The sequence below is a fragment of the Silvanigrella paludirubra genome, assembly GCF_009208775.1.
Taxonomy (GTDB): Bacteria; Bdellovibrionota_B; Oligoflexia; order Silvanigrellales; family Silvanigrellaceae; genus Silvanigrella; species Silvanigrella paludirubra.
The window spans coordinates 132,926-152,858 of record NZ_WFLM01000004.1 but is presented as its reverse complement, the minus strand read 5'-3'; the positions used below and the strand labels follow the sequence as shown (position 1 = coordinate 152,858).

The 19,933-nt window shown below is 28.4% G+C and carries 17 protein-coding genes; 4 read left to right on the top strand and 13 right to left on the bottom strand.

Going from position 1 to position 19,933, the window contains the following annotated elements; genetic code table 11:
• Window positions 1-10: 10 nt before the first annotated feature.
• From GCL60_RS11305 to GCL60_RS11290, 4 genes are all read right to left on the bottom strand, one after another.
• Window positions 11-1,045: an ABC transporter permease gene (locus GCL60_RS11305; protein WP_153420767.1), complete on the bottom strand. Its 1,035-nt coding sequence runs from the start codon at window positions 1,043-1,045 to the stop codon at window positions 11-13.
• 10 nt (window positions 1,046-1,055) lie between these two features.
• Window positions 1,056-2,768, bottom strand: coding sequence for an ABC transporter substrate-binding protein (locus GCL60_RS11300; protein WP_153420766.1), 1,713 nt, complete (start codon window positions 2,766-2,768; stop codon window positions 1,056-1,058).
• A gap of 146 nt (window positions 2,769-2,914) precedes the next feature.
• Window positions 2,915-3,793, bottom strand: coding sequence for a M23 family metallopeptidase (locus GCL60_RS11295; RefSeq protein ID WP_153420765.1), 879 nt, complete (start codon window positions 3,791-3,793; stop codon window positions 2,915-2,917).
• A gap of 118 nt (window positions 3,794-3,911) precedes the next feature.
• Complete coding sequence (locus GCL60_RS11290) at window positions 3,912-4,520, bottom strand: hypothetical protein (protein WP_153420764.1); 609 nt, start codon at window positions 4,518-4,520, stop codon at window positions 3,912-3,914.
• Window positions 4,521-4,624: 104 nt separating this feature from the next.
• On the opposite strand from GCL60_RS11290, the gene GCL60_RS11285 reads away from it, so the two are divergent.
• The 3 genes from GCL60_RS11285 to GCL60_RS11275 all read left to right on the top strand — a co-directional run bounded on the left by GCL60_RS11285 (window position 4,625) and on the right by GCL60_RS11275 (window position 10,270).
• Complete coding sequence (locus GCL60_RS11285; protein WP_153420763.1) at window positions 4,625-5,896, top strand: TIGR04552 family protein; 1,272 nt, start codon at window positions 4,625-4,627, stop codon at window positions 5,894-5,896.
• Window positions 5,897-5,912: 16 nt separating this feature from the next.
• Entirely contained in the window at window positions 5,913-9,521 is a 3,609-nt protein-coding gene (locus GCL60_RS11280; RefSeq protein ID WP_153420762.1) for an FAD-binding and (Fe-S)-binding domain-containing protein, read from the top strand.
• Between the two features lie 134 nt (window positions 9,522-9,655).
• Window positions 9,656-10,270: a lytic polysaccharide monooxygenase auxiliary activity family 9 protein gene (locus tag GCL60_RS11275; protein WP_153420761.1), complete on the top strand. Its 615-nt coding sequence runs from the start codon at window positions 9,656-9,658 to the stop codon at window positions 10,268-10,270.
• 5 nt (window positions 10,271-10,275) lie between these two features.
• Here GCL60_RS11275 and GCL60_RS11270 read toward each other — a convergent pair whose 3' ends face one another.
• A complete protein-coding gene (locus GCL60_RS11270; RefSeq protein ID WP_153420760.1) occupies window positions 10,276-11,121 on the bottom strand; it encodes a c-type cytochrome in 846 nt (281 codons plus the stop codon).
• 171 nt (window positions 11,122-11,292) lie between these two features.
• Between GCL60_RS11270 and GCL60_RS11265 the strand changes: the two genes are divergently transcribed.
• Window positions 11,293-11,706 (top strand): GFA family protein, encoded by a 414-nt coding sequence (locus GCL60_RS11265; protein ID WP_153420759.1) that lies wholly within the window; start codon window positions 11,293-11,295, stop codon window positions 11,704-11,706.
• A gap of 586 nt (window positions 11,707-12,292) precedes the next feature.
• Here the strand turns inward: GCL60_RS11265 and GCL60_RS11260 are convergent.
• From GCL60_RS11260 to GCL60_RS11225, 8 genes are all read right to left on the bottom strand, one after another.
• Window positions 12,293-12,994, bottom strand: coding sequence for a substrate-binding periplasmic protein (locus GCL60_RS11260; RefSeq protein ID WP_153420758.1), 702 nt, complete (start codon window positions 12,992-12,994; stop codon window positions 12,293-12,295).
• A 117-nt stretch (window positions 12,995-13,111) separates the two neighbouring features.
• Window positions 13,112-13,915: a hypothetical protein gene (locus GCL60_RS11255; RefSeq protein WP_153420757.1), complete on the bottom strand. Its 804-nt coding sequence runs from the start codon at window positions 13,913-13,915 to the stop codon at window positions 13,112-13,114.
• Window positions 13,896-14,687, bottom strand: a complete 792-nt coding sequence (locus tag GCL60_RS11250; RefSeq protein WP_153420756.1) for a hypothetical protein — start codon at window positions 14,685-14,687, stop codon at window positions 13,896-13,898. The genes GCL60_RS11255 and GCL60_RS11250 overlap by 20 nt, the downstream gene beginning before the upstream one ends.
• Window positions 14,668-15,399, bottom strand: a complete 732-nt coding sequence (locus GCL60_RS11245; protein WP_161998177.1) for an ATP-binding cassette domain-containing protein — start codon at window positions 15,397-15,399, stop codon at window positions 14,668-14,670. The genes GCL60_RS11250 and GCL60_RS11245 overlap by 20 nt, the downstream gene beginning before the upstream one ends.
• A gap of 1 nt (window position 15,400) precedes the next feature.
• Window positions 15,401-16,393: a formylglycine-generating enzyme family protein gene (locus tag GCL60_RS11240; protein ID WP_161998176.1), complete on the bottom strand. Its 993-nt coding sequence runs from the start codon at window positions 16,391-16,393 to the stop codon at window positions 15,401-15,403.
• Entirely contained in the window at window positions 16,377-18,053 is a 1,677-nt protein-coding gene (locus GCL60_RS11235; protein ID WP_153420753.1) for a WD40 repeat domain-containing protein, read from the bottom strand. The genes GCL60_RS11240 and GCL60_RS11235 overlap by 17 nt, the downstream gene beginning before the upstream one ends.
• A 29-nt stretch (window positions 18,054-18,082) precedes the next feature.
• Window positions 18,083-18,703 (bottom strand): class I SAM-dependent methyltransferase, encoded by a 621-nt coding sequence (locus GCL60_RS11230; RefSeq protein ID WP_153420752.1) that lies wholly within the window; start codon window positions 18,701-18,703, stop codon window positions 18,083-18,085.
• A complete protein-coding gene (locus GCL60_RS11225; RefSeq protein WP_153420751.1) occupies window positions 18,696-19,931 on the bottom strand; it encodes a hypothetical protein in 1,236 nt (411 codons plus the stop codon). The genes GCL60_RS11230 and GCL60_RS11225 overlap by 8 nt, the downstream gene beginning before the upstream one ends.
• Window positions 19,932-19,933 lie beyond the last annotated feature (2 nt).

The following is a 19,933-nucleotide window of genomic DNA, read 5'->3' as shown; positions in this document are numbered from 1 at the left end:
AATTCCATTTTTATTTATATTCAATACGTGGATCAACTATTACATATACAATATCATTTAATATTTGACCAAATAAAATAGCCAAAGATTGCAATACAACTATAGCCATAACAACATTAAAATCTCGTGAAGCGAGAGATTGCAGACTTAAAACTCCAATGCCGGGAAGTCCAAATATAGGTTCTATAATAATAGAACCACCTAAAAAAGTACCCAAAACAGCGCCAAAACCAACCATAAGAGGCAATAAAGCATTACGTAATGCGTGTTTAAATACAATCACATTATCGCTTAAACCTTTTGCTTTTGCAGTTCGAATATAATCCGATCGAATAACTTCAAGCATACTATCTTTTTGCAACATCGCAAAAATTGTAAAATTACCAATGACAGATGCCAGAACAGGAAGAAACATATGTTTTATTAAATCAACAAATTTTAATATAAAAGATAAATCTTCATAATTATCTGATCTCCATCCCCCCAGAGGAAACAGAGCTCCAAATGGTAAAAATCGGTCTGTACAAAATATAAGTAAAAAAATTACAGCAAAAACAAGAGCTGGAATACTATAAGTAATAAATAAAATAAAAGATGAAATGGTGTCAAATTTAGAGCCTTCTTTTAAGGCCATAACGACGCCCAATGGAATTGCAATTAAATAAGTTAAAAAAAATCCCGGTATTCCAAATGACAAAGAAATAGGAAGTCGTTCGATAATTTGATCTATTGCGGGAGCTCTTGTAGTAAGTGAATCACCAAAATTTAAAGATAAAATATTTTTAACCCAAATAAAGTAACGTGTTAATGCTGGTTTATCTAACCCATATTGTACTTCTAATTCATGAGTGAGTTTTTTAATATCTTCTGGTCCCATACTTGTACTTTTTGTAGAACCTCCTTCACCACCCATTCCTCGAATACGTGCTATTGCCTCTTGAACAGGACCCCCAGGTAAATAATTTTGAATACAAAAATACGATGCTGTCATTAAAAAAAACATAGGAATAATTGCAAGAAATCTTCGAATAAAGTATTTTCTCATATTTCCCAACTTATTTAACTAAATAAAACAAATCACTAGCAGCACCTGATTCATAGGTAGATATCCATCTTGGAGAATTAATTTTACTATTTAATCCTTCTAAAATAAAGTTTACTTCTGACAAAAAAGTATAAGGTTGATCTTGATAAATTATTCTATTTATTTCTTGCATAATTTTATTTCTTTTACTTTGATTAAATTCAATATTTGATTTTTTAATTAATTCATCAACTTTTGGATTATTGTAACTAATAAAGTTTGAACCCTCATTTTTTTCTGAACTAGAATCCCAAATTTGTTTTGCGTTTGGAAATAAGGTTCCAGACCATCCTAGAATAAGGGATTCAAAATTACGTTTATTTAAATTATCTAAAAAAGAATTCCATTCAGTTGTTCGAATATTGACTTTAATTCCTGCTGTTTTATAAGTTTCTTTTACAATTTGTGCAATTTTAAGCCGCGCAGGATTATTTGCATTGGTATCTAAAGTAAATTCAAAATTCACTTTTTTACCGTTTATTTCTTTAAATAAAACCCCTGATCCATCATTCATCCAGCCATCTTCTTTTAATAATGATAAAGCTTTAGTTTTATCAAAAGTTATAATTTTATCTTTTTTTCTTAATTCAGGATCTGAATTGTCAGTAAAGGAACCAAATGGAGAAGTACTTTGAGTATATAAATTATAATAAACTGTATCATTTATTTTTTTGTAATCAACTAAGTAAGACAAAGCAGTTCTTGTTTTTACATTTTGAAACAAAGGGTTTTTTAAATTCCAAGCTATAAACGTGTAAGGTTTAGGAAACTTATTTTTTTCTTTTAACGACCACACTTTCTTTTGTTGAGGAGTGGTGCCGAATTTTTCTTTATCTATTCCAGTTACTTTATTGTTCCATTGTTCCGCATTGAATGAAATTTGATCAATATCACCTTTTAAAAATTTCTCATATGCTAAATTTGGATCAGGAATAATGTCTAAAATAATTTCATCTATATTAAATCTGTTTTTATAGTCTGGCAAATCCTTTGCCCACCAATTTTTATTTCTCTTAAAAATAATCTTTTGACTTCTTAAGTATTTTTCCATTACATAAGCAGAATTTCCAATTGGATTCATAATTCCTTTATCATTATTAAAATCTTTTGAAAGCTCGAATTGTTTTTTTTGTATTGGGATAAAAGCGGTAAGAAAATTCAATGTATCAAACTTTGGTTCCTCAACGTGAAAGGTAAAATGAAGATTATCTATCACCTTTAAAGAAACACCCTCAAAAAAACTCCTCAGCGCTGCCGCATGAGTTTTAGGATTCATAAGGGTATCAAAGGTAAATTTTATATCCTCCGATGTCACAGGAGTACCATCTTGCCATTTTGCAAGTTCATTTAATTTAAAAGTGTAACTTTTTTTATCGCCAGATATCACGTACTCTGTTGCTAATGCAGGTATAAAATTTAGTGTTTCGGGATCTAAATTAAATAATGACATCCATAAATAGCCTTCAACTGAATTAGATTCTGAATCTTCACTTAATAAAGGATTCATTACTTTAGGATCATTTGATAATTGAAAATGTAATACTCCTCCCTTATTTAATTTTGGCATTCTTTCGTAGTATGTCTGCTTTTTTTCAAATTTAACCTGATCTGTGCTAGATGCAAAACTGAATGAACAAAAGAAAATATTAAAAATGCTTAAAATAATATTCTTTTTGATGAACATAGATTTTCCGCCTTTTAAGAGAGATTATAATGAATATATTATAACCCCCTTAAATGGCTGTTCTCAACTAATTTTAATATTTTTTAATTATAAAAAAAGGTACCTGTATTTAAACAAGTACCTCATTCGGTAAAAATATACGTTTTCTAGTTGGAAACACTTTTTGATTTATCTGAAACAAATGCCATTTTAGATAGATTTTGATAAAAAGCGATTTGACTAGCTAAAGATGGCGTTTGCATTCCCACCTTCATTTTATTATTGCCACTTGCAGGCAAATACGCAAGAGGATTATAAGCTACACCTGAAATACGTGTCTCATAATGTAAATTAGCTCCTGTGACCCTACCTGATTTACCAACAAAGCCTATAAGCTGGCCACTTCGCACAAATTGACCATCATTAACTACAATTTTACTCATGTGTGCATAAAGTGTTTCGTGCTCTGCATTGTGACCAATAATAACAGATTCTCCGTAGCCATTTTTATTTCCAGAAAACAAGACAACACCATCATAAGAAGAGTGAATTGGCGTTCCTACGGGAGCGCTAATATCAATTCCTGAGTGCATTCGAGTTTTTGAAACTAACTTACTGCTACTCTTTCGAGTTTTTTTAGAGCGAAATCCTAAGGTGCGCATTCCAAAAAGACTGGATAATTTACCATTTACAGGCCAAAGGATCTCAAGTCCTCCAAACTTACCCACTTTTGAGTCTAATGAAACCTTAGTATCTTCGCTAATATATTCATCAATTTCATCTTCATTCATTACTATATGATCATTATTAAGATGATTGTGTTGTGCTCCGGAAAAACCAAAAAAACTCCGCTCAGCCAATTCTTGGCGGTGAATAAAAGCGGGGTCAAGCACGACAGTTTCCTTTAATTCAGCAACGGAACCTTTTAAAACTAAGTTTTGATTTGCACTGTTGTTATTTGAATTAAGGCATCCTGTTAAAGCAATAGTAAGTGGAATGATGATAGAAAAAGATAATTTGTTCTTTAATCTTTCCATATTCAGCATTCAACTCTCTCCTAGGTTTAAAAGAAGCGGTCTAAACAGTATATTAAATATGTAACTATGACAAGCTCTCAGAAATTTTGTGCTAATTTCTATGTTATCGCTTATTCCATTTTATTTTTTAGAAAGCCGTCAAAATCATGACCTTTTCTACACTTTTTTGCATTTCTTCCTTTGTAGGAAGCTCTAAACGCTGTAAAACTTCGCCAAGATTTCCTATTACCCAAACTGTTGGAATTTTAGGATTTTTTAAAGCATCTAAAAAATTTCGGGAAGCAAATTCATTCATAAACAAGGGATTATTTTTTTTTCTCCAATTGGCAACAGACTCCTTTGTGTCATTGGAGTACAAAGCAATAACTCCAACATTTCTTTGGGTAAAAACTTTATAATTTTTATTAAGAATATCTGCGATTTCATTCGACTTTACATTCCATGAAGCCAGGATAGCAACATACCAAAATCTCATTTTTGTAATATTCAATTCGGTTTCACCTTCAATGGAAGCCTCTTTCCCATAGGTGATAGGTGGAAATTCTACATGACGTGGCAAGGGGGGAATATAAATAGGAACAGGAGGACCTGCTGGGGTTGCGGCGGGTTTATCATCTTTTTTTTTGTCATCCGCCGCAAGTACATGATTAAAAATGAATAAACTAATTAAAAGACCAAATAAGGCAAAAAGAAAATGGTGCGTCTTTTCTCTTTTCATATTTTTTTTACGAATCAAATGCGCCTCCTTTCCTTTTTCTTAAATAACTGACAAATATAGAATAGCCATTCTAGACCAAGAGTTGTAAACGTCTGGATTTTGTCGGTTTTGGGGGTTTATAATTGAAAGAAATCCAAAGGCATCATGAAAATAAGAACCATTCTGAGCCATTTATGTCGTCATTTCATTCCCCATGGAATATTCCTTGGCAAGAATTTGAAGTTATCCTTGGCATTAAAAATTCATTTTCTCAAAGAAATTTAAATTTTAAAACAGAAGCTCAAGCAGAGATTTTTTTAAAAAACTGCGGCTTCGATTTAACAAACCAAATGCACATTAAACAATTTGAGCAATTTTTTGGTGAAGCTCTATTTTTTATCAGACACATATTATTTACACATACAGAAAGAGATAAATTCATTGTTCCTTCCCAATTACTTCATATGACAAATCCATGTGATTTATTAATTCACGCAAGTTCTTTTCACCCCCGTAAACGTTACCTTAGATTATGGTGTTGTTCTATTTTAAAGGTAATGTATGCTATTTCAAATTTACAATATAGTGGAAGACTTCATATCATTGATGATGCTCGCGAGCAGATATTTTCACGCATTCGAAATATTTTACATCAAAATAATAACGAAACTCTAGATTGCCGATTTAAAGATCTTATTATTAGACTTAATAAAGTGGAATGGAAAGAAGCAAAAACAAGGACTAGTATTGTTTTAAAACTTTTGCATAAACCAGATAGTATTGTTGATGAAGTATTTGATTATTTAGGTGTGCGTTTTGTAGTTCAAAATCCAAATGAAATTCCGTTACTTTTAAAATTATTAATAGAAGCGGACATTATTATACCTCATCAAGTAGTTTCTATAAGAACCCGTAATTCATTATTAAATATAAAACATCCCAAAAAAGTTTATAATTTTCTTAAAGAGCTAAACTCTTGTGGTACTTTAACAGATAAAGAATTTGAAGAAATGTGTAAAAACATGAGCTGGTCAGGTGCAAACCTAGATGAAATACCTAAAAGAGCAAATTCATTTACAAGTCAGCACTATAAATCCCTTCAATTTACCGTCAGGCATTTAGTTCGTACACCAAATCCGGCTTTTCTTGTGCTAGAATCTATGACAAATCAACTTCGAAGATATACAGGAATTTTAAGACAAGAACCTTGGATGGAAAGTGTGATACCACAATATTTTGCCCATTATTTTCCAATTGAAATACAAATGATGGATCAAGAAAGTTATGAAATGGCTAAATTTGGACCTGCTTCTCATGAACAATACAAAGCAAATCAATTAAAGGCTGTTAGAGAAAGAGTTCTCGGTAACCTTATGACGTTTCATGAAGAAAAATTAACTACACAAGAACTATAAGATAAAGGATCTCAAAATGAATACGGCGGAACTTGATAATTGGCTAGACCTTGCTGGACTGATGCCTCCTATGCCGAGTGATGCTGCAAAAAAAGTTTATGATAAATTAGGAATTGATACTTCAGGAAAACATACATTTCTTCCCAGCATTATTACAAGAGATGAATTTGATAATCATATATTTCCTATCTTAAATAAAGAACTCGAACCTGACTTATGTCAATTTATAACAAAACGTGTACAAAAAACGTTTGAAATTCGAAATAAATTAAAAAATTTAAAAAATAGAATAATAGACATTGTAGGTGAAGGAAACTTTTCAGCTCTTTGGCTAGATCGTGAAGCTTTTTCTGCAGACAGCATGGAACACCGTGCTTTAATAACAGAAGCTGTAATTCATGTTTATTCTTGTAAAGCACTTCAATCAATTGTTACTTTATTATATAAAAATGATATTCCTATGATCCCATACGGCGAAGGTGGCGGCTACAATATGGGTGTAACTCCCATGGCACCTGCTGTTACGATAAGTGTTCGAGGAATTGATCATATTTCAGAAATAAAACCAAGTAGAAGATCTCAAGATAAATTTGAAATTTCTGTTGGCTCTGGTGTTCCCTTTAAAGATCTTGTTTCCTATTTAGCAAAAAGAGGCTTTGTCTTAAGGTGTGACCCAAATACCCCTAGAGCTGCGACAGGTGGAATTGCTGCGACAGGAAGTAATGGAGGCCGAAAAGCTTTTGAAGTTATATTACATGGCAGAGCCGTTACCTTAGATGGTACCGCATTGTGCTTTTCTGCAGATAAAGAAGAATCCGATTGTATTAATAATGAACCCTTTTTATTGGCAAGAAAATTTTTTAGCATTGAAAATACAAATAAATTTAAATCAAATTTAGATGAAATAAAAAATAAAAGATTATTAGCTTGTATAACACCTAACTCGCAAGGCATTGTTGTTCCCTTACAAGGAATGAAAGCGGCAGCAAACATGATTGCGCAACGCGCTGAACAATTGCAAAAAGGCGAATTAAATATTGATACCATGAAAAACGCTCCCACTTTACCAATATCTGCATTTGTTGGAGCTGAAGGATCAACTGGTTTTATTTATGAAGTCACTTTTGAAATTGAAAAACCTTTGGAGTGGCTTCAAGCTTCGCGTTGGCACTTTAATAATGTCGACGCTGCTATGGCCGCAACACGCGCTATAAAAAAATTATCTAAAACAGTACAACCTGAATATTTTGAATTTATTTCAGGCCAAAGTATTCGCCGTTACTTAATGCAAGATTTTCCAAGTGTTTTTTCAAAAGATGATGAAGCTGTTATTATTTTAGCAGTAGAAGGAAACAGCAAAGAAAACTGCCTTGAAAAGCATTTATTAAATGAACAAACAGCTCATAAAGCAATTCAAGAATTAAATTTAAAAATTGAAGATGTCGTTTTAAAAGTAGATAAAACAAATCCTTTACTACAAAGTAACAATATTGAAGAATTTGAGATCCTTAGAAAACCAAGAGAAGAACTTCCTAAAAAACTTCGCACAAAATGTAAAACAGATATGGAAATTCGTACTGAATATTTAGGTGAAGTTTTAAAAATTGTTGCAAATACAAAGCCCAGAGAGAATTCAGAACAAAAACAAGACGTACTATTTGGACATTTAACCCCAAATCATACAGCAATTATCCATTGGAATATTGGTGGTTTTGATTTATATGACGAAGAACAAGCCGATATCGCATGGGATTATCTTGAAAATGTAATTGGAAAAGCGCAAAATTTAGCGCCATCTTCAGATAAAAATGGGAGCGCTCGTTTTACAGGAGAACATGGTGTTGCTGGAAAAGCACCTTTTTTATGGTTAAATTATATTCCTCAAGATGATTTTAAGCGTATGTGCGCAATTAAAGATATTTTAGACCCAAAAGATTTATTTAATCCAGATACTTTATTTTTAAGAACAAGTCACGCACGCTCTTTAAGAGCTCGTTTACTAAATACAAGTGCTAAATGTATAAAAGATTCCTTAATAAAATCAAAGTTAATTGCCAAACGACCAGATGAAATATTAAGCGCTGAAACTCAAATTACAATAGCTGAAAATTTTGCAATACAAGAAGGACAGCGTTGTACACGTTGCAATAGTTGTAAAATTTGTCCAGTCATAGATGCAGAACACGAACTTGAAAGAGAAAAAAAACGTAACAGCAAAACTTCAGTGTTACCTAGCAAAAGAAATGTTCTTATGTTTATGGAACGTATTTCACATTTAAGAAGAGGCGCAGAACAAACAGGGGATACTCATTTAGTAGAAAAAATATTAACAACGACATCACTCATGATGAAAGAAAGCGCAGCTCTTCTTTCAAAATGTTTTTACTGCCGTAAGTGCGATAAAGCCTGCCCTGTTGATATTGAAATTCACCCATTAATGAGAGCTTATCACAAAATGGGGAAACTCCCTTCTATGGGATCTAAAATATGGGGATTTATTTATGAACGCCTTATGGGTGAAGATTTTTTTAAATCTTTAACATATAAATTAGTCGCTTTTTTTATTTTATTAGGTGCACCTTTTTTAACTTTTTTTCGTAAACTAAAATCAGTTCCAGATTGGATTAAATCTTATACTGTTCCACCAACACTTTCATTAACTCATTATCAAGCAATTCAAAACGGAACAAAAATAGTTCCAAATGATAATTTTGTTCTTATTAAAAAAGAAGATAGTAACGAAAAATTCGTTGCTCATGATAAACTTGAAAATAATACCGTATTTATTCGATATCGCGGTTGCATGGATACTTATGGCAATCCAAATGCAACTACAAGTGTAGATGAATATTTTAAAAATATTTTAAATGCTCGTATTGTTGATCTAGAAAAAAAAATGTGTTGCGGTTTTCCTTTTGAAGCAGATGGTCTTCATGAACGTGCAAAACAAAGTCAAATTTTAAGTTTAATCGAAATTACAAAATGTATTTATCGCTTAGTAGAAGAGTGCCATTCTAGTTTGATTGAAATTCCAAAATTTATTGTATTTTCAAATTGTCCAACTTGTTGTGAAGCAATTAAAGAAATGCGATTATTAATGAAAGATGATGTTATTCGAGAGCAAGTTCGTTTGAAAGCAAAACTTCCCGAAGATTTTGATATTTTAAAAATAGATTTTGAAGTAAAAGATACTGCTGAATTAGCAATGAATTTATTAAAAAAATCACAACAAAATAAGGAATTAAGTAACACACAGTCTTATTCTCTTAAAAAATCAAATAAAACTGTGGGCCTTAAAGTACCATGCCATAATACAAAGTTGGCAACTCAAGCTCAAATTGAACTTTTAAAAATGTATTTTACTGGAGTTGCAGCCTACGATAAATGTTGTGGCCTTTCAGGTACAGGAAGATTAAAACACCCTAAAATAGGCACAAAAATTTCAGAAAAATTATTCGAACAAATTCGTGAAGAACCACCGCAAGCTGTTGTAAGCGGTTGTCCAAGCTGTCGTGATGGCGTAAAAATGCAACGAGATATTTTAGCTGCAAAAAAAGATTCCATTGCTGAATTTGAAATTTCTGGCATATTTGAACAAATTCTTAAAGACTGTAAAGTTAATTAATTTATTTTAAATACCCCTCTATTACAGCACTAAACTATTACAAATTCGTCAAAAATTGAACGTTTGCTCAAATAAAATATTAAGCATATATAAAAAAAAGTTTATATGCCTAATATTTTATTTGGGAGAATCTCATGAATAAATTAACTGTTATTTTATTTTCAAACCTTATATCTTACAGTTGTTTTGCACATGGAACAATGGAATATCCAAAAAGCCGAGTCTACAATTGTTTTTTAGAAAATCCTGAACATCCAAAATCAGATGCTTGCAAAAACCTAGTAAATACTTATGGCAGTGAAGCATTATACAATTGGAATGGAATCAATCAGGCAAATGCAAATGATAATCATAGAATTGTAATACCTGATGGAAAATTATGTAGTGGCAATAATTTAAAATTTATTGGCTTAGATATACCAAGAAATGATTGGATAGCGACAGACTTAAAAAATACAAATAATGAAATAAATTTTATATTTTTTGCCTCTGCAAAACATTCTACAAAATACTTTGAATTTTATATCACAAATAAAAATTATGATTCTTTAAATTTATTAAAATGGTCAGATTTAGAATTAAAACCATTTTGTAAGATTACGAAGCCAAATACAAATGGAAACAGATATCAAATGAATTGCCCTTTTCCTAAGGTAAATCCTGGTAAATATGTAATTTATAATATTTGGCAAAGAGATGATAGTCCAGAGGCTTTTTACACTTGTATTGATGTAAATATTCTAAAATAAAAAATTTATTTTTTTAATGTTATTTTTTGGCAACTATCATCTGTATTGCAAATTTTATTAAACTTCATTGCCTCTAAATAAGATATTACTAAATTAATTTCATTTACGGTTAAAAAATGCTGTGGAGGCATTTTTGCATTTGCTCTATATGATGATGGTGATTTTGAGTAACTTATAATAAATTTTTTTGATAAATATTCAGTAAAGTTTTTAGGAACATTCATTTCAAGACCTAATGTTCCTCCCACTAAATTAACAGAATGGCACCCTGAACAACTTGATTGATATATTTGAAAACCTTGCATTATTTTTTTATTACTTGTATTTTCAGGAATACTTTCTCCATATGTTTCTTTAAATGATTGAAATAATATTTTAACAACACCAAAAGCCCAATAATTCTCAGGAACTTTATATTTTTTTAAATCCCACATTAAATAATAAGGTCCCCCATCTATGATACGGCCTCCATCTTTGACTTCTTCCCAATTTTTACCATTTGCTAATGAAGTATCTCGAATAGATAAAAAAGGATTATTTTCATTTATAAAAGAAGCGGGTATAGATATTTTAAAGCCATCTTTTGCTTCAAAAGTGACAACATCTAATTTTAAAATATCAATATTTTTAAATTTAAAAATATCTTTTAAATAATAACCATCATAATTTTTCTTTATTTTATAAAGAGGTGAAATGGCTTCAAATCGCTCTATTTTTAACTTTTTACTATTTTCGGTAAAGTAAGAATCTTCTAATATAATACTGTCTCTTGTGAGAGCTGAAATGTGGCTTGTAAAAAATAAAAAAATAATAATACATAGAAGTTTATTAAAATTTTTAAGTAATAACATTTTTTCCCCCTAAATTTCCATTTTAAAATGTCTATAAATTAAATTTTAGCGAAATTAGAAAAATTCTCAATTTTTATTTAGTTTATTACAATAAATAATTTGCAAAAATAAGAATTTAAGCTACCAATAACTATGTTCGTTTTCTTGATTTTAATTTCTAAGGAAGACAAAATGCAAATAGAGATTCAGAGAGAAGGTAAATGCCACTGCGGCGCGATTTCTTACATAACAGAAGGAAAAGAAGTCTATCATTCACTCTGCCACTGCACAGATTGTAGGCGCTGGTCAGGTGCTCCAATGGTCGGTTGGATTGCGTTTAAAAAAAATCAAATCAAAATTTCGGGAAAACCTCTATCTTATGCTTCTTCCAAAAATGGAACAAGAGAGTTTTGTGGTAACTGCGGAACAGGGTTATTTTATAGAAATGAAGTTCTTTTACCAGGTCTTATCGATGTGCATTCTGGAACCTTAAATGATCTTTCTTCAAATCCACCCGATTCCCAAGTTATGGTCAAAGAACGAGTTTCTTGGCTTGACCATTTTGAAAAACTCCCAAAATTTAATTCCTATCCAGGAAAAGATTAATTTTTTAAAATATTATTATATATTTCTTAGATTCTTTTATTTATTTTTCAATTGAATTTAATTTACCTAAACTTCTTAATTTTCGAATAGCAATATCCATTTTATTTAAAAAATCTTTCTTTTTTAAAAACTTCGAATAAGCAAAATAATTTGGGTCATAACTGAAAGGTTTTTTTTAAATTCTGAAGTTATTTTTATTTTTTATAAGATTTTGATTTTTACTATTTTATATCACATTTTCTAAAGCTGCTTTAGTAGAAATATTTTCACCAGAACTATAAATAATAGCATCAATTTTTTTTGCTAAAAGCATTTCTAATTCGATTTCAAGATTATAATTTTCAATTCGGGTAAAATGATTTTCTTTTTCATTTCATTTGCCACCAAATTCATTGCATCAATAAGAGGTCCTTTTGGTTGTTTACTTGTATCTAGATAAATTTTTGGATATCGAGATTCATTTCCTGTAATGGGTATAACATTATCATTTGAAAATGCTAAGCGGAAAGGAATGACAAGAATACAAAAAAAATGAAGTGTTTTTTAAGCATTTTTATTACAACCATTTGAAACAGTTTGAAAATCATTATTTTAGTGAATCACCAGCTAATTTAATTTTATCTTTTATTTCTTTTGAAGTATTTTTATTAATTGCCGCATATAAAGCACTATCTAAGTTTTTTAATGAAAAAACATTTTCAATTAAATTGAACTCATATTTAAGATTTTTCAATTTATTTTGAATTCCAATTTCGGTAGAAATAATCAAATCACAACGACCTTCAATAAATTTTTTAACATTTAGTGTCGAGTTAGTTGCTAATTCAATATATTCAAATTTATTTAATTTTAAGTAATCAGCACGATAGTCATCACGAACAGCGCAAACTCGATACTTTTTAGCCTCATTTAAATTTTTTACTTTTATATCAGCTCTACTTTTTAATTTATATAAAAAAACAGTTGAATCGAGCAATTTAATTATAAAATCAAGATTTTCTTGTCTCTCCTTTGTCTTGACAATTGGATAAATAATCACATTTGGTTTTGTCGTCGCATTAAAATAGGCTCGTGCCCAAGGTACACTTTCAATTGTTGATTTTGGAAGATTGAGTTTATTTAAAATTTTATAAATGACTTCTGTTGCTATTCCACCATCTATAATACCCTCTTTGTTTATTGTGACGTATGGGATATCTTCATCTGAATAAATAACTATATTTTTTAAATCATCAGAATAAGCTTTGAAGCAAAGAAATAATATTAAGCACACTATTATTGATTTCATAATTAGGTTCTCTTATAAAATATCTTTAAAATTTAATAAATACAAAATTCATATGAATTATATTATAAAAATTCAAAGAAGAAAAGAATATCAATTGACAGTTTTAAAAATTTGATATCAATATTTAGCGATTGATTTTTTTACAATAGTATTTATTATTAAAAACCAAATTAATACAGATAAAATTCCTGAAAGTGAAAATGTAATTAAATTTTTTATAAAAATATGGTTTTCATTTAAAAAAAATGAATTACTAGCAGCTGTGACAAAATAAACAGGATATATACATGTAAAAACGATTATTCCATAGATATTATTAATAATTATTTGAAGAGGTTTTATATAAAGTCTTGCAGCTATATTACCATATGAAATTGGTGTTGCTGAATTAAAATAAGCTTGAATAATAAAAAAAGCGCTGCTTAATATACAGTGGCAAATAATACCAAAAATTGTAAATATACTATAATAAATAATTAGAATTGGATTATAAAATGTATTTATCATATTAATTGCAATAAAAAAACTAGTTAATCCAAAAATAACCATAGGAAAATCAAATCTAAATAACAAAACTTTTAAAGCAGATATTCCTGGTAAGGAATATAAATGTATACAGTTTCCTTTTCTCAAATGAAATAAATACTCTCCTAATCCTTTGAAGATAATTGCATCTCCTATTGCATCAGCAGTAATCATACTAAGAGTAAATAGAATTAAGTCTGTATTTGAAATTTTGTGTCCATTTATATCTTTAAATAATGTAATAATAATAAAATAATTTCCCAAATAAAATATCGTTTGAGGTATAAGCTCTAATAAGCTTAATTTAAATCTTTTTCTTGAGCCATAAAAACTTACTATAATAAAAGCTTTAAATTGTCTTCTTGCAATTATAAAATTATCTATAAAATGACTCACGTCTTTTTCCCTCAATAATAATAGCAAAAATAAATAGTATCAATGACCAGCATAACGAATAAATAATATTTACAATAAAATTATTTAATAATTTATCTTGAATATTATCTTGAAAAATTAAATTTACTAAGTTTTCAACTGGTAATGATACTGCAATATAAGTTGGATTAAATAAAGATAAATTATTAATATCAAAAAAGAATCCAAGAGGAAAAAAAGCTCCTGATAAAAAAGATAATAAACTATATAATATTGAGCTAAAAATAAATATATATGCTTTTGGAGAAAGGTATTTTCCTAATATTTGAATTAAATTAATGTTTACACAACCTATAAAAAAGCATGAAAGCCCTAAAAATGAAATTATAATATTTTTTGAAAAATAATAAATTGTTATAAAATATATACATAGACAAATTTTTAATGAAAAACTTTTAAAAGTAATTCCTAGTGAATTAAATAAAATGAATACTGTAGTATTTATAGGTAGAGTATTTATAACAAACCATCTTCCGCTTGTAATTAAATCGCCTTGCTCTACTGATAACCCTTTAATACCTATTTGCATCCAAATTGGATAAGAAAATATTGAATAAACAATTAACTTTTTCCAGCTTATACCTGCAAGATGATTTGAAGAATACCAAATTAAACAATCTGTAAGAATAATATAAACAATCATATAAATAAGTATAAAAAGGCCAAAATTAAATTTGGGTGATTGATTATATATTTTTAAATATTTTTTTACATCATGAATATAATTCAACATATTTTTTCTCAATTTCTGACAGACTCATTTCATTTTTATTGAAGAAATTTATAATGTTTCCGTTTTTTAAATAACCAAAAAAATTAGTCATTTCATTTATATCTTTTAAATTATGAGAAGTTAATATCCCACAAGCCTTATACTGCTGAACATAATTAGTTAATATTTCTCGAACCTGCTGAATTGCGATTGTATCTAAGCCAACTGTAGGTTCATCTAGTATTAAAATTTTTGGAAAATAGGATAATGTTAATGCAATTTCATATTTTATTCTTTCACCAAAAGAAATACTGGCAGCTCTCTTATTTAGGATGTGCCTAATATTGAAAAAATCTATATAATTATTAAAAGAATCAATACAAAATTTTGCATAAAGTATTTCAAAATATTTTACTTGCTCAAATAAGAACATTGAGTTAAAAATTTTAGAGGTGGCTCCTGATATAATTCCGATAGATTCTTTCCAATTATTTTTACCATTATATGGATCGCCGAAGTAATCTATAGTAACACTTCCTTGTTCAGGTTTGAAAACGCCCATTAATATTTTTGTTAATGTTGTTTTTCCGCTTCCATTTTCTCCAATGAGGCCAAATAAACAAGATTCAGGAATTTCTAAAGAAAAATTATTTAGAATATTTTTCCGAGTCGGTTTTGAAAAAAGACCTCTCTTTTCAAAATATGAAAAATGTAAATCTTTTATCCTAATCAATTTAAACTCCATCTTTAGCTAAACGAAACCCAATGACATATATTTCACCTGGAAAATAGCCGTGTCTTCTTTTACTGCGGGCTAAATCACAACTCCTCGTAAAACTTCCACCTCGTGTCATTGGGTAAGGCGAATTTGTTATTTTATAGAGATCATCAAGAATTAGTTTTCCATTTGGATAGACAAAATAAGAATTAGAGACATATTCCTCAACATTACCAGCTAAATCACATATTCCAAATTCATTATTTCCTTCGGTAAAAACACCTACAGGTGTGGTAGAATAATATTTAGCTTCTAAAGTGTTACAGTAATTTTTATTAAATTGATTACCCCATGGAAATTCAAACATTTTTCCATTTGACGCTAAATATTCCCATTCATATTCCGATAGAAGTCTATACTTTTCATTTGTTTTTGTGTTAAGCCATTTTATATATTCATATGCGCTATTTAATGAAATTGTATACACAGGATGGTTGCTTTTATGTATAGGATATAATCCTAAATCCCATGATGTGGGTAATTCAGCTAATGGATTTTCTTTTAAAAAACAAAGATACTCAAAGTTTGTTACTAAGTATTTCCCGGCAAAAAATGTATCTATTTCAATACTATGTTTAGGACACTCCTTTTCAATCCATTCTTTTTCAACTCCCAAATATTTATAATTTTCATATACATCATTTAAACTCTCATAATTTAATCCAATGTTGATTGTTGCACTTGGTATTTTTTCCATTTTTGGATTCATTGTTTGAATTCTTGGATCTCCAAGCAAAGATAAAATGGAAGCAAATTTTATTCTTTCATTTAAAGAAATTTCTATATTCTCTGAATATTCTAAAAATATTTGAATTTTATTTGGAAAAAATTCTTTATAGTTTTCATAGCATTCTAAATATTTATCACTGACAAATATATTTTCAATATCCATATTTTTTCTAGCAGAATTTAAATTAATTTTTGATAATTCATTATTGTTTAATTTCATATAAATTTCCATCATACGAACTTGCTATAAAAGTATTTGATGAGTCTCTAAAAGTCAGGGAAGAAATTCCATATTTAGTAGGATTATATTTCCTAATTAATTCATTATTAATTATATTATAAATTTGAATTTCTCCAGAATAACTCCCTATTGCAATAGTCTCATTATTTGAACTTTTTGCAATACACTTAAGTGAATTTTTTTGCTGTGTTAAATGACTAGAAAGAAGATTAATACCATCCCATATTTTATATTTTAAGTCTCTTCCAATCGTAATAAATAAATTATCTTTTAAATGGATACATGCATTTATAATTTTATCATGCGCATTTGATATTTTTTGAATCGTTTTAAATTGTGTGTAATCAGATAAGGCTATTTCTTTATTTGCTGAAGCAGAGAAAAGGTAATTTCCATTATTACATATTCCTTTTATTGCATTGCTATGAATTTTTAAAATTTCTAAAATTGAAATATGATTGTCTTTTTCTTTCAATAAAATAGCTTCACCAGTATAAGCTCCAACTGCAATTAAATTATATTCATTGCCTTTAATAAAGGTAGCACAGTTTAATGGTGAGTGATGTTTATAAATGATATCACCACTAATTGCATTGTAAACTTCTCCTAATTGCCCACCTGTAAGAATAAAAAATTCTGTTTTTACAATAAAATTACACAAACTATGCATAGACTTTATAAATTGACCATCCTGGTAAAATTCACCAGCATCACCAATATGAAATAATTGATTATTACTCTCTATTACAGAATTAATTCCAAATGTTTTCACAATGTTTGAAGTATTCCATTCATTTGTTTCAATTTTAAAAGTTGCATATGAGGAACCAAAAGTTGAAAAAACAATTACATTTTTATTGGACATGGAAATACTTCTTGGCCAAATAATGGAAGGAAATTCAGATTCTCTATATAGCTCTAATATATTTTCTTCATTTAGTTTCCAAACCTTTAATTTGCGATCATAACTAGTACTAATTAATATATTTCCATCTTTATTATAATACAATCTTTTTATTCCTGACTGATGTGCTCTTGTATAAGTAATATTATTATTTATTGTTATTATGTCCCCATTATCATTTCCAGCAAAAAACAAATTCTCATTCACTAGAGCAATGGTGTCAGTTTCAATAGATTCAAAATTATAAATAGAGTGGCTACCGTTGCTTATATTCCATACCCTTACTGTTCCATCATCACTACTAGAAATCAAGGATTCATCATTTAACCAAGATATAGAAATAACATCCGCATTGTGACCGCTGAGTTTAGAGAGATAATTCCCATCCATATCATATAAATTTATGCTGTGGTCACGAGATGCTGTCGCAATGCATGTATTACTGTTATTAATTGCCGCCATTTCTATATCATCTGTATGCCCTAATAGAGTTGCTATTTTTTCCATGGAAGGAATTTTCCATACCATAGCACTATAATCACTGCTTGCAGAAACAAGAAAATTTCCGCATTCACTAAATTTACACGCATTTGCTAAGTGATTATGCTCCCCACTTGCGATCGCTTTTTTATTTTTTGAGTCCCAAAGAATTACTTTATTATCGTAACCTGCTGTAGCTATATATTTATCTTTAAAACAATCAACTCCGCTAATAGGACTTGTATGAAGGTTCATCTTTTCTTCCTGACTTTAATTAAAAATGTTTACTCCATTATCTGACTCATTATGTGTAATTGCATAATATCATTTTTTGCTTTTATATTTTTTATATCAATTACTTTTAGAAAATTTTCGAATAATAAAGATGATATTTCTTGAGATGAAAAAAAATGATGATATCTACCTTCATGATCAATATTATATTCACAAAATTGCTCATTCCAAACAACAAGACTATAAATAGAATGTTTGTCATTCATTAAATTTCTAACTTTTTTTAGATAATTATTAAAATACAATGGTGACTGGTGATGTAAGCAACCATTATCTAAAATAAGATCATATTTATAATTATCTTTAGCATTGAACTCTAAAAAAGATGTCATTATAAAATTAATTTTTTTATTTTTACTAAGTATACTCCAGTTATCATTATATACTAAGTCTATTCCTGTGTAATTTAAATTATTAAAATATTTAGCATGTCTTCCATTACCACAACCAATATCTAGAATGTTAATATTTTTATTTTTTAAATTATTTGTCAATTTATTAAAGGCAAATACAGTTGTATAGTCTAATGACTCATCATGAGTCCATGGAGTATGCTGACTATTGTACCTATTTGTAAATATTTCTTTGAGCTTTTCTGTATAATTATTCATTTTTTTCTACTAAATTTTTAAAGTTTTTAAACCACAAATTTTTTTGTTCCCTTGGATCTTCTTTTAATATTGAATTAATTTTTATTATAATATCTTTATTTCCATTTATCAAGTACTCAATAGCACAAATAGAAGACCAAAATGCTCCTATTAAATAAGAATTGAATAAGTTATCTTCTAAAAAAATAGTTTTTTCTAAATACCAAAATGATTTTTTGTTATTTAATTTCCTCCATAATTTATTTGCCTGTTTTAGAGAATTACATTTTTTTACCTTATTTTTAAAAAGAAAAAACTTCAAATAGACCTTTAATTGTTTATGAATAAAAGTGAAAAAATATTCTTTATCTAAATGAAAAATAAAAACAAGTTCCATAAACATGGGAAAAACTTCTACACTGGTATAATTTGGAATCTCTATTGCATTGTTTTTGTCTTTATAAGAATAAAAATGTATACAATGAGATATTTCATGAATACAACCTCTTAATGAATTAAAATTTTTAACAGAATGAATGAAACATAGAGGAGTATGATTTTTACCCATAGGAATGGCATAGGCAGCTTGTAGTCTAAATTCAGAGCTGTCAGTGTTTATGTCCATAAAGTTTTTTTCTTTTAATTGCAAATATATTAAATGCCATTCTTCATACATTTTCTTTAATATATTTTCATAAATATTTATATAAATATATATATTTTTATTAATATTTGGTGGGTTTTTTAACAATTTTTTAGGAATTATTTTGTTTAAATTATTATAAATAAAATCAATTTCAATATCTTTAAAAATAATATTATCTTTTAATTCATTGAAAATTATTTTTTTGTCATACCTAAATACTTTTTTAGCCTCATTAATTACTAGCTTTTTTAATTTTAAACTTTTTGAATTCATAGCATTAAATAATGTCTGATTCTTAAACTTTTTACTTACCAATAAATCATAGCAATGATTCCACGTTGGATTTGCATCATTCTCTATTTCATCTGTAAAAGTATTCATATCTTGGTGATCATTCAGCAAGTCATCAACTTTTTCTAATACTTCAGACCAAATTGATTTTGTATTTAATGAATAAATAGCATAGCTATAATTCCATATAAATTTTAGCAAATTATAACTAAATAAGCTTTTATTTTTTTCTATTCTATAAAGAATTGATTTAAAATCACTCTGATATAAGTTTAGAATTTTTTTTTCTAACTGATCGTTAACTTTCCACATGA